10 protein-coding genes and 1 pseudogene are annotated in these 11623 nt (G+C 40.2%); 1 reads left to right on the top strand and 10 read right to left on the bottom strand.

Annotated features, from left to right (window positions below; translation table 11 throughout):
- Window positions 1–30 precede the first annotated feature (30 nt).
- The 10 genes and pseudogenes from KQH97_RS03760 to KQH97_RS03710 all read right to left on the bottom strand — a co-directional run bounded on the left by KQH97_RS03760 (window position 31) and on the right by KQH97_RS03710 (window position 11111).
- Complete coding sequence (locus KQH97_RS03760) at window positions 31–468, bottom strand: hypothetical protein (RefSeq protein ID WP_118159797.1); 438 nt, start codon at window positions 466–468, stop codon at window positions 31–33.
- On the bottom strand, window positions 468–914 hold the full coding sequence (locus tag KQH97_RS03755; protein WP_117897024.1) for a DUF4869 domain-containing protein: 447 nt from the start codon (window positions 912–914) through the stop codon (window positions 468–470). Before KQH97_RS03755 ends, KQH97_RS03760 begins: the two co-directional genes overlap by 1 nt.
- Window positions 915–947: 33 nt before the next feature.
- Window positions 948–1367, bottom strand: a complete 420-nt coding sequence (locus KQH97_RS03750; protein ID WP_216552805.1) for a hypothetical protein — start codon at window positions 1365–1367, stop codon at window positions 948–950.
- Between the two features lie 260 nt (window positions 1368–1627).
- A pseudogene (gene cas6e, locus KQH97_RS03745) lies at window positions 1628–2251 on the bottom strand (type I-E CRISPR-associated protein Cas6/Cse3/CasE).
- Window positions 2252–2259: 8 nt separating this feature from the next.
- Window positions 2260–3408 (bottom strand): CRISPR-associated endonuclease Cas3'', encoded by a 1149-nt coding sequence (locus KQH97_RS03735; RefSeq protein WP_216552800.1) that lies wholly within the window; start codon window positions 3406–3408, stop codon window positions 2260–2262.
- A gap of 168 nt (window positions 3409–3576) precedes the next feature.
- Entirely contained in the window at window positions 3577–6045 is a 2469-nt protein-coding gene (locus KQH97_RS03730) for a sensor histidine kinase KdpD (protein ID WP_216552798.1), read from the bottom strand.
- Complete coding sequence (locus KQH97_RS03725) at window positions 6020–6727, bottom strand: response regulator transcription factor (protein ID WP_216552796.1); 708 nt, start codon at window positions 6725–6727, stop codon at window positions 6020–6022. Before KQH97_RS03725 ends, KQH97_RS03730 begins: the two co-directional genes overlap by 26 nt.
- 176 nt (window positions 6728–6903) lie before the next feature.
- Window positions 6904–8331 carry an ABC transporter substrate-binding protein gene (locus tag KQH97_RS03720; protein ID WP_216552794.1) on the bottom strand — a complete coding sequence of 476 codons (1428 nt, stop codon included), beginning with the start codon at window positions 8329–8331 and terminating at the stop codon, window positions 6904–6906.
- A gap of 236 nt (window positions 8332–8567) precedes the next feature.
- A complete protein-coding gene (locus KQH97_RS03715) occupies window positions 8568–10028 on the bottom strand; it encodes a sodium:alanine symporter family protein (RefSeq protein ID WP_216552792.1) in 1461 nt (486 codons plus the stop codon).
- 87 nt (window positions 10029–10115) lie between these two features.
- Complete coding sequence (locus tag KQH97_RS03710; RefSeq protein ID WP_118123662.1) at window positions 10116–11111, bottom strand: LacI family DNA-binding transcriptional regulator; 996 nt, start codon at window positions 11109–11111, stop codon at window positions 10116–10118.
- Window positions 11112–11323: 212 nt separating this feature from the next.
- Between KQH97_RS03710 and KQH97_RS03705 the strand changes: the two genes are divergently transcribed.
- Window positions 11324–11605 carry a hypothetical protein gene (locus KQH97_RS03705; RefSeq protein ID WP_022286784.1) on the top strand — a complete coding sequence of 94 codons (282 nt, stop codon included), beginning with the start codon at window positions 11324–11326 and terminating at the stop codon, window positions 11603–11605.
- The last annotated feature ends 18 nt before the right edge of the window (window positions 11606–11623 follow it).

The following is an 11623-nucleotide window of genomic DNA, read 5'->3' as shown; positions in this document are numbered from 1 at the left end:
AGCCTGTTCCTTCTATAAGTATGTTTATCATTATAGTTCACGTCCTTTTAAACTTGGATAGACTAAGTTAAACTTCCCAAGCTGTGGTTCAACTATTGTAGCCTCACTTTTATCATCGAGTGTATACCTATCAGTCACTCTGCCAAATACTATATATTGGTTACTCTTATCCATGTCATAAAAATCTCTTGTCTTATTCGCCATAACTATATCTGCATTATCTATTATGAATAGACTGTCTTTAACTGTTTTAAGAGCAGACTCAACCATATCAGCAGATGTCAAACTGTTTATGAATACAACGCCTTTTGCATTAATATTGGAACAATATGCAGAAAATATGTCATAAAACAAAGACTTACCTATTCCGCTGTTGCCAAATATCACTGTAACAGGTGAGTGAAATGAGAAATCGAATGAATATACTCCGTCTGTAACTTTTATCCTCTTATGAAGTAGCTTTGCCATTAGTCTAGCACCTCCAGTATTTGTAATGCATTTGTACAGTGTATCTTTTTTCCCATATAGTGCAGCAAAACATCAACACTAAAATTATTTATGATGCTTGGCAGTAATGGCATATATGCGTTTCCTCTGTTAAACATCAATATGCACCTCAGTGCATTGTCTCCAGCCTCAACACAATTGAACAGTTTATCCGGATTACTGTATATATTTATTGCTGTTTTACAGCCAGTACTAATTTTTCTGATGTCCACAAGTCTACCATATTTTGTTCTAATATCAGACCCTGATGAGTATGTTGAGTGATCGATGTTCAGTATTAGACTTTTTATTGTATCCGATATTTTAGTAGTACCTATATGCAAATTGAAGAATGCATCATTTCTTTCCTCTAGTTTTAAACCTGTTTTATTAACGTCCTCTTTCTTAATATATAAGTTTAATGGCATATTACCTACCTCCAGTTACTTATTTTTATATGATTATATCTGTTTATCAAATGATTTTGATAAGTTCTTAACTGCAACGCCCATATCTAAATCATGCAGTACATTGTACCTTTTACATATAAATTCTGGTGTTATGATTTTTACTATTTTTGAACTTGGTATATTTGTATAGTACTGGTATCTTGCATAAAATTCACCAAGCCACTCAGCCATTGTTTTACTGTAGTTCATAGTAGCCTTGTCTACAGAGTTCATACTAAGCTTATCAATCATTATATCTTGTGTCATTGTCATCCAGTATGCAGAACCGTTGTCCATATGGTTCCTTGCATCTGATAGCATAAACATATTTGCAAATGAACACAGGTCAAAACCTTGCTCAACTGCCATTGAGAATGCTACCCCTTGGCTTTCTGCCAGTTCGTCAATATATAATTTCTGTTTTTCATTCATAATGATACCTCACCTAATTAGTGTACTAAAAGTATTAGTCAGGATCACCCCCGCGTATGCGGGGAAAAGAGTGCCGGGTCCCAACAGCAGCACTGTTATGGCTGTCGCAGGGATATACACTGTTCCGTCAAGATCTGTGGCGGTGACTGCACCGTTTTCACGGCTTACCTTGCAATGTTCAAGATAAATAAACGTCATTCTGTCGCTTATTGTGGGCAGTGCATGGAGATCTGGCTTCTCTATCCCATTTTGTTGTGCCATTATCTTATTCCGACGATCGTCAGCATTCCAAGACCATAAGCCTTTTCACGGCCGATACCATTAGTAAGTGCAACTTTAAGAAGTTCCTCGTCTGTTACTGTAAGCACGCCCTCATATGTTACAGAAAGTATTCTCACATGGTTTCTACGCTCGCCCTTTTTAAAATCATACCACTTAAACTCTGTTACCAGCCACATTCCGTCCTCTAGAGAAAAGCCGTTTTTCAAAGCCTGCTTTTTCAGCCATTCTTCCTGCTGTTTATTTCCTATAAGTCCGACAGGGCGACCTCTGTGAGAATTAGTATCTTTCTTATGTATAACAGGATTTGCTTTCAAACGAAACTGCCACTTACTGCTATTTTTAACTCTGTCAAGTAATGTATCATAACATTTAGTTTAAGGTCTTTCTGCTCCGAATTGATCTGAAACATTTGAAAAATCAAGTTCTTTTTCTGATAATATGAGCAAATACTTCTCACCGCCAAGCTCGTCTATTCTCCAAAGCTTCCTTGTTCTGCCGTCAGACTCAGCACTTTCGATAGCTCCATGAAATCTGCTTGGGCATACCAATGCCTTCATTGTATTTGTTTTTGTCATATCTAATTTTATTCTTGTTAAATACATACTGCACCTCACAATTCAGAAAAGGCGTCATGCTCTGGGTTGCTATCCACAGCAAGAAATTCTTCACGTTTCATTCGCCGATTGAGCTGAACAGAATGATAAAATTCTGTAGATTGCTTTTCAGCCCAACTGAGTATTCTTGGGAAAATGCCGTTTGCAGTTGCCTGAGTTGGAAGTCCAAAAAACACGCCATTTTTGCCGCACTTTGATGCCAATATCTCGCTTGCCGCAAGTGATGTTTCTGTTTTACCACAGCCCATTGGCGCTTCAAATATGTATATGCCGGGCTTGGCAGTGTTTTCAACTATTTTCAGCACCTCTGACTGCACCGAACGTGGTTCAAAACCAAAAGTTTCTTTAAAGTCCTCATTAAATATTACCGATCTCTCAGGATTCCACATCTGCGGAAAATCGAGCTTTGCCCAAGCGCGTTCAGCCCTCAGCTTGTCGTCAGGTTTGAGGTCCTCCACTGACAAAAGAGGAAAAAGCTCAGTGTTGCTTGCAAGCCAATCCGCCATTATTAACATACCACTCAGAAGCATTTGCGACGAACGGTCTATATCCGGCAACTCACTAACATCTAAAAAGCCTGCATAATCAAGTGCCATATAAAATATCGTCTGCCAAATATCCTGCAAAACTTCAATATTTTCTTTGTCACGTCCATAATAGTTTTCATAGAAAGCTATATCCTCTTGCGGCCATGACAAATCCTGTACGCTCTCAGCAGGTACACCATGATGAGAGCCAACAACAGTGCTTACACATTCAGGGCAACCCAACAAATTAAGGATCTCCTCACCTGCTAGAGCATGAGGAGTTTTAACTGCATTTTCCTTAACGTAGTAGTCAGGGAATACAATGCCAGCTAATTCCAGTGCTGATCTTCTTTCAGGTAGATTTTTTCCTATCTTATATTGAAAAATAACTGTCGCTTTGCCGATATCGTGAACTGCTGCTAAAAAAACAGCTAGCTTTTTGAACTCGTTCTCCTCTAATCCGCAAGCCTTTGCAAATGACGGCGACAGAAATTCATCACACAGACAGCTCATGATATCTGCCGTATCCTGCAAATGCTGCAAAAGTGGCAGCCATCCAGACGAATTTTTGCCTGTTTTCGCCATTAGCGAATACAGTATCTGTTCTGTAAAGTTCATTATGTCACTTCCCGTCCGCTAAAATCACCTTACTTCTATATTATAACATATTAGTATATAAATTTCAACAAATTGTCAAAACAATATAGGTATATTTTAATTTTTTATCTACATTTTCCGACATTAAAAATAGCGGTGCAACTCAAAGCACCGCTATTTTTATTCACACTATTCCGTTTTGTCATCGGTTTTCTCTGCCGTATCCTCCTGAATTATCGGCATTTCGACTATCGCCTTGAACATATCTCCGTCTATTTCGATATTGAAGATACCACCGCAAGCTTCCGTGAAGCTCTTTGATATGGATAATCCCAAACCGCTTCCGCCGTCTGTTCGTGACTTATCCCCTCGCACAAATCTTTCAAGTATCTCTTCCTCTGTGAAGTTTATCGGCGTTGCCGAAATGTTCTTCTCGGCAAATACTATTCTGTCCGCTTTTTTGTACACATCAAGGAATATCCTTGTGCCGTCCATAGAGTAATTCAGAGCGTTGTCAACAATGTTTTGGAACACTCTGTAAAGCTTGTCGCCGTCGCCCATTACCATTGCGCTGTCGGCATTTATGTTTATCTTTACTATCTTGCCACTGTCAGCTATCTTGTCCTCTGCGTCTGCGATGCACTGATTTAACAGCATCACAAAATCAAGCTTTGTTAGGTTTACATCAACGCCGCTTGTGGCTTTTGCTATGCTGAAAACGTCAGACACAATGCCTTTGAGCTTCTGCGCCTTTTTATCAAGTATCTTCACATAGCTCGAAGCTTCATCGTCAAGATCCATTTTCTTAAGCAGGTCGATATAGCTGATAATGGAAGTCAGCGGTGTTTTCAGGTCGTGGGAAACGTTTGTCACAAGCTCTATTTTCAAACGCTCCGATTGTATTTGCTGCTCCACTGACTCTCTCACCTTATCCTGAACTGAGTTGAGTTTTTCAGATTCAGCATAAACCGGCGAAGTTTTTCTTATCTTGCCCTCATAAGGCTTTTCTTCTCCAAGGCTGTCTATCTGTTTGCTGAGCTTTGAAAGCTGTGAGAAGTCACGAAGCATTGATATACACAGAACAATTTCTACCGCCAACAAAATTAACATCGTCAATCGACTAGACATCACAACAAAAATTCCAACGAATATAAGTATGAACTTCCAAGTAAGCTTTATTCCAAGCGGAAGTCCATGAAAATAGTGATAGAGGGAGGTTTCCTTATACTTGCGCCATAGGAACTTACATAATCTGCAAATAAGGCTTTCTTTGAATATGCTTCTTGTCTTTATCTTGCCAACAAACTCCATAAGCGAGCCGAAGCCTGCAAAATATGCCAATGCAAACAACGCTACAGCAAGGATATTTCTGAAAACGGAATTAGCCAAAGCATTGTCAAAAATATTTTTTGTGATGCTCACATAATAATTCCAGCAGGCGCCAAATACAAAAGCAAATGTAATAGCCAATACCATTAGGATAAGGTAAACTTCCGTAGGCACTTTTTTTAGAAAATTGCCTTGCTTCCAGCGTTCAACGCTCTCAGGCTCTGCATTATATGCACAGATCAGGAGCAGATAGCACACAAGCATAAATTCAATAACGCCTAAAACAATCACAAAAAGCTTTGCACGATACATATCATTCAAAGCCTCGGTGTATTCCTTTTCCATTGCCGTAAGCTTTTCAGCTTTCGGTGCAAAGAATACCGTTATACCTGAATCGTCATTGTCTGTCGCTTTGTAATCAGGCAGGTCATAGAGGTTTTCACATTTTGCCCATGCGTTTCCGTAATCGTCCTCATAATAATATCTGCCGTTGTCATAGTCATAGTATTCATTGCCGTCATCAGTGTCATAATCGTCACCAATTTCTTCATCTTCAAGCCTGTCGGAATATTTCAGACCGTCTTTCAAATCAAGACCTTTAATAACATTATATCTTGAGTCTACATTATAGAAAGCTATTGGCTCATAATTGCCGTAATTGTAAAAATATCTGCCGTAGTTATCATAATAACTTCCTCCTACGGGCACAAGATTGTCGGCATAAAACTCTTCTGTCACGTTATCCTGATACTCCGCTGTATTGTAATAGTAGTCAACTATCTGTCCTGATGAAGTTCTGTCGCTCATGACCTCGTTATCACGGCGGAGTATATAGTTTTTGTGCGACGATTTAAAAGCTTTTATCTTATCCGTTTCACTGTAATAATTTTCTATATCTTTTATATTTGACAGATATCTTGTTTCGCCATTTTGAGTAATCCCCACATAGTAATCAAACTGACTGTCTACAAGCCGTATACCGTCTTCTGTCTTTTTGTATTTATAGCGGTTGTAATCAAGATAATTCAGATAGTCATTGAGCAGGTGTCTAGGCTGAGTGTAATTCTGATCCTCATCAACATATCTGAGATAAGCCGAAGCTGTAACGCACAGTTCCTCATACATTTCATTGGAAGCCAGCTTGTAGCTTTCTGATTTAAGATAAGACTTACTGCTGCTGTCAGCATGGCTGTTAGCATACAACACAAAAGATAAGCAAAAGCCGCCTGCAATAACACAGGCAACGATAAATGCAATAATTCTCGTCTTTTTTGCTGAGAATATCTTAAACCATTCTGCCTTCTCAAATTTTCTCGATTTTATAGCCAATTCCCCACACCACCTTCAAGTATTTCGGCTCTCTAGGGTTTATCTCAATTTTCTCTCTGATGTGACGAATATGTACCATTACCGTGTTTTCAACGGCATATGCGTCCTCGTTCCACACTTTAGAATAGATCTCCTCGGCAGAAAATATCCTGCCTGCGTTTTCCATAAGAAGCTCAAGAATTTTAAGCTCCGTGGCGGTGAGCTTGACAGGTTCTCCGTCAACCTTTAAGCTTTTTGCCTTAGTGTCAAGCTCCAGACCGCCTATTTCTATAATATCCGTTTTGTTTGCCGTGTCGATAGCGCCAAGCTGCATATATCTTCTCAGGTTGCTTCTTACCCTTGCCACAAGCTCCATAGGGTTGTAAGGCTTTGTTATGTAATCGTCAGCGCCCATTGAAAGTCCAAGCACCTTATCTGTATCCTCAGATTTTGCAGAAAGCACAAGTATAGGGATATTCTCCGTTGCCCTTATTTTCATCATTGTAGAAAGTCCGTCCAGCTTAGGCATCATGACGTCAATGAGTATAAGCTGTATGCTGTTCTCAGTGAGCTTCTCCAAAGCCTCAAGACCGTCATAGGCTTTTATTACCTTATAGCCCTCCATTTCAAGCAGCTTTGCGATAGCTCCCACTATATCTTTATCATCATCTACAACAAGGATTACAGGCTCCTTTATCTCCATATCGGCACGATCCTTTCTTTTACGTTTATTATTATAAGCCACATTCTTTAAAAACAGCTCAACATAATTCTTAATTAAATCTTAATGTACTCTATGATTATATCACATTTTTTCTGACATTACAACAAAAAAGACGGGCGAAATAAATTCCGTCCGTCTTTATATGGCAAGTTATATTACTTATTCTTTTCCAAATATGCGTGATACTGCTCGTTGAGAGTTTTAAGTTCTGAATCGACAGTACCCTTATACTGCTCTTTGAGCTGTGTCCATGTATACTGTGAGCCATTCTCGTCTGTCTTCATAACTGAAGTATACAGATAAGGAATAACAGCTTCCTTAGTATCATTTGTTGCAGCGTCATTATCTGACAGAGTTGTGGAGATACCATAACCAGGGTCAAATATCTTAGTGAACTTGTCTGTAACAAGGTCAACGTAAGCTACGTTATACATATCTTCTGTCCAGTTAGGATTGTTTACAAAGAACTTCTCCTTCTCGATATCCTTATATGTATCCTGAGTATAAACTATCTTTGCACACTCGAGCCAGCACTTCATAGCGTCATTCTTTGTCGAACCCTTTACCCACATATACGCATTCATGTCGATAGTTGTATAAAGCGTATCAGAGTTAGGATCCTTTGGCATTGGAACTACGCCCCAATTGTCGCCGTCCTTTGGTGAATGTGTACCGGTAGAAGCCCATGGACCCATTGCATAGAAGAGGATATTCTTCTTGAATGCGTCGCCTGCCTGTCCTACCCAATCAGGATAGTACATACCATTCTTTGCGATATCATAAAGCATATCAGATGCTCTTACAAAGTCAGCGTCGTTAAGATTTGAAACATACTCGTCCTTATCAGCGTCATATGTGATAAGAGTCTTACCTGTTGACTGGAAGATAAATGGTGCGAACCAACCGTTTATGCCGTATCTCTCCTCGTCAGCAGCAGCGCCCTCAACATATTCTGACATCATGTCATACCATGCGTTCCAATCCCACTCGCCGTTCTGATAAAGCTCGTATGGATCATCAAGACCGGCAGCGTCGATCATAGATTTATCATATGTGATAACAGAACCTGGCAGGAAGTTGATAGGTGCAACAAAGTGTTTGCCGTTGAGAGTGAACTGCTCTGCAACATTTTTGACATCGCTCCACATAGCACTATCGAAATCAACGATATCATCAACAGGCTGGAACATTTCCTTGATACAGTTTGCAGGGAATGTCATAGACTGCTCATACCAGAACATATCCGGTGGATCGTTAGACATAAGTCTTGCTGCGAGCTTATCATACTTGTTCATTGATGAAGTCTGAGAATACTTGATCTTACCGCCCTTTTTCTCAAAAAGAGTAAGGTCGGTTCTCTTTTCCGGCTCTTTCTTAGTTGGGTTTATGTCAAAATAAGAAAGCCACTCCAACTCCTTTTCCGAACCATCAGGGATAGTAGCAATATCGTCGGTGCTTGCTACCTTTACCTTATCAACATAAGAGCTGCTTGAATCGCTGCCTGATGAGCTACCGCATGAAGCTACGCTCACTGCTGACAAGAGAGCCATTGCACCGGCAATAACACGCTTGGAATTTTTCATTATATATAACCTCCGTAACGGATCGTTTTCATTAGAAAACGTTTCCTTGATTCTTACAAAGCTATTATATCACTGAATGTAATCGTTGTCAACAAAGTTACAATCACTGTTACATTCTTTTAAATACTTTTGGTGATTTCAACAAATAACCATTCATTTTTTTGGTGATTAAGCCTACAGCATAAAGAAAGCGGAAACAACATTCAGCCGTTTCCGCTTCATATAAAATACGATATCTACGCTCTTACCAGCTTATTGATTCGTTTTGCTCTGGAATACTTCGCCACATAACGCCTTGTATCCTTACTGATAACACCGCTGAGAGCAAGCAACGCTATAAGGTTTGGCAGTGCCATAAGTCCATTGAAGATATCAGCGATCGTCCAAACGGCAGAAACCGTCATATATGGTCCGATAAATACAGCGAGGATATAGAGATATCTGTAGACCATGACCACCTTCATGTTGCTGTTAAAAAGATATTCCATACACCTTTCACCGTAATAGTTCCAGCCAAGGATAGTTGTGAAAGCAAAGAACACAAGACAGACCATAAGAATAAATGCAGGTATCATTGACGGCAGGAACGAGAAGCCGGTCTGGAAAGCGTGATTTGTGACCTCAACGCCCTCAAAAGGCTTGCCTGTTACTGGGTTGATAGCCTCGTAGCTTCCCATCATTACGATAGCAAGACCTGTCATAGTACATACAACGATAGTGTCGATAAATGTACCACACATAGAAACAAGACCTTGTCTTACCGGCTCTTTTGTCTGAGCGGCTGCGGCTGCGATAGGTGCCGAACCAAGACCTGACTCATTTGAGAAAATTCCTCTTGCAACACCCTTTTGTATAGCAATGAATATTGTAGGAAGAGATCCGCCTGCGACAGCCTTGAAGCTGAATGCCTGTTCAAAAATAAGAGCGACAGCGTGAGGGAGCCTCTGAATGTTTATAACAATAAGTGAAAGACAGGCAACTATATAAACGACCGCCATAAACGGCACAACTACCTGAGAAACACTTGAGATCCTCTTTATGCCTCCGATAATAACAAGTGCGGCAAAAACAGTTATCAAAAGTCCAGAGATTATAACAGCCAATGTATAGTCAGCACCCAAAATATTCACTGTATGTTCCTTTTTAGGATCAAAGAAAGCCTGAACTGCCGATGAGATACCATTCACCTGAGAGAAAGTTCCGATACCAAAAAGTCCAACGCAAGCACCAAAGAACGCAAATACCTTTGCAAGCCACTTCCACTTCTTACCCATGCCGTATTCTATGTAATAGAATGGTCCGCCGCAAACGTGTCCGTCAGCGTCCATACGTCTGTATTTGATAGCAAGAAAACCCTCGGAATACTTTGTCGCCATACCAAGGAGTGCCGCTATCCACATCCAAAGGAGCGCTCCAGGTCCGCCTGAAAGCACACCAATGGCTGTTGCAACACCGACGATATTTCCCGTACCTATGGTTGCGGAAAGTGCGGTGCAAAGTGCCGCAAAGCTCGATATCTCGCCTTTGCCACCATTTTCGTTCTGAAACATAAATTTCAAAGCCTTTGGCAGGTGGAATATCTGAAGAAGCCTTAGCCTAAAGGTGAGGAATATTCCCACAGCCATAATAAGTACGATAAGCGGTATGCCCCAGACATAGCCATCTATCGTTTCAAGTATTTTTGTAAATTTCTCCATGCCCTAAAAAATCCTTTCTTACAGAAAATAGGCAGTTTTTACGGAAAAACTGCCTTATTTCTCCCCTATCTATTTTTACGAAAGTAATTAGTCGCCTGTGGACTCTCTTAAAATTATCCTGTGGTCAACAGTATAATAATGATTATCCTTAGTAGTCTTATTCATGTTTTCAATAAGCTTTGCCACAACAAGCTCGCCCATTTTTGAGCAAGGCTGTTCAACCGTTGAAAGTGTAGGGATTATCCACTCACACATGGATATATTGTCAAATCCCATTATGGCGACATCTTTGCCCACATCAATGCCCATATCTATTGCCTTGTGCATTGCAGAGATAGCAAGCAAGTCTGACACAGCGAAAATCGCCGTAGGCTTCTCAGCAAGTGCATTGAAATATTCAAACGCTCTGCCTCCGCAGTCATAGTCATAAGACTCTTTATAGATATATTCATTCTTTATCTCTATGCCATATTCTTTTAATGCTCTTATATAGCCGTTCTCTCTTGCAGTGGAGGAGATAGCCGCAGAGTTCGTTCCGATAAAGCCTATCCTTTTATGACCCTTTTTGATAAGAGCTGCGACAGCGTCAAACGCAGCCTGTTCATCGTCAACAGCGACAGTAAGCACATTTGCGCCCTCCACGCCCTCACAGCACAGAGCAACGTTATAATTCTCTGCGAGCTTATTAAGCGAAGCTGCGTCATACTGAGTGCCAAGAAGGATAACACCGTCAACAGTTCTGTTAAAAAGCATATTCATCTGCCTTGTTTCAGCGGTCGAGGTTGAATAGGAAACTGCGGTTATGATATCGTATCCGACTTTTCCTGCATATTCCTGCATACCCATGACTATCTTTGAATAAAGGGAATGTTCAGAGGTCGGCATAATTACAAGAATAACATTCGTTTCGCACTTTCTAAGATTTCTTCCCAGAAAATTCGGAGAATAGTTGAGCCTTGCAATAGTTTCATTGACTTTTTTTGTTGACTCATCTGATACGTTACAGCTTCCGTTGAGAACCCTTGACACTGTCGCCACTGAAACACCGGCTTCCTTGGCAACATCTTTTATTGTAATGCTCATAGATCTTATCCTTTCTGCGACAGCATACCGCTGAAATAGTCATACCGTTATCAATTATAACATATTTTGAACAATTCTCCAATATACATTCCTAACAAAATTGTAAACGTTTTTTAGGTTAATTTAATTAAGAAGCAGACTAAATGCTTGAAAAAGGAACAGTGATATGCTATAATATCATAAACGAATGATTTTTGAAAGGAAAATACGCAATGCTCCATGGTTATTTTGATATACCCACATTTCACTATTTTGAAGAAAAAAACACCTGGTCTGGCAGTAATTACACCAATTTCAGCTACCGCATAGACCCTATTCTCGGCGATGAAAAAGAGCTTTATGTCAGAGTATGGTACGGCACAAAGTGCGTCACAGAGGTAACAGACTTTGTGGCAGAATATCACGAAGAATACTCTGAAAAGGGTCTTGAAAACGTTCTGGCAGACCTGACGAAAGAATTTGAGAAATTCAAACTCATCAGAAAAGAGCTTTAGCAACAAAAAGGCGAACAC

The organism is Ruminococcus sp. MSJ-25, assembly GCF_018917825.1.
GTDB lineage: Bacteria > Bacillota > Clostridia > Oscillospirales > Ruminococcaceae > Hominimerdicola > Hominimerdicola aceti.
This window is presented reverse-complemented; position numbering and strand designations above follow the sequence as displayed.

Bases quoted from the DNA above. Each gene is read 5' to 3' on its own strand.
- KQH97_RS03760 (WP_118159797.1), bottom strand. From the start codon at position 468: ATGGCAAAGCTACTTCATAAGAGGATAAAAGTTACAGACGGAGTATAT.
- KQH97_RS03755 (WP_117897024.1), bottom strand. From the start codon at position 914: ATGCCATTAAACTTATATATTAAGAAAGAGGACGTTAATAAAACAGGT.
- KQH97_RS03750 (WP_216552805.1), bottom strand. From the start codon at position 1,367: ATGAATGAAAAACAGAAATTATATATTGACGAACTGGCAGAAAGCCAA.
- KQH97_RS03735 (WP_216552800.1), bottom strand. From the start codon at position 3,408: ATGAACTTTACAGAACAGATACTGTATTCGCTAATGGCGAAAACAGGC.
- KQH97_RS03725 (WP_216552796.1), bottom strand. From the start codon at position 6,727: ATGGAGATAAAGGAGCCTGTAATCCTTGTTGTAGATGATGATAAAGAT.
- KQH97_RS03720 (WP_216552794.1), bottom strand. From the start codon at position 8,331: ATGAAAAATTCCAAGCGTGTTATTGCCGGTGCAATGGCTCTCTTGTCA.
- KQH97_RS03715 (WP_216552792.1), bottom strand. From the start codon at position 10,028: ATGGAGAAATTTACAAAAATACTTGAAACGATAGATGGCTATGTCTGG.
- KQH97_RS03710 (WP_118123662.1), bottom strand. From the start codon at position 11,111: ATGAGCATTACAATAAAAGATGTTGCCAAGGAAGCCGGTGTTTCAGTG.
- KQH97_RS03705 (WP_022286784.1), top strand. From the start codon at position 11,324: ATGCTCCATGGTTATTTTGATATACCCACATTTCACTATTTTGAAGAA.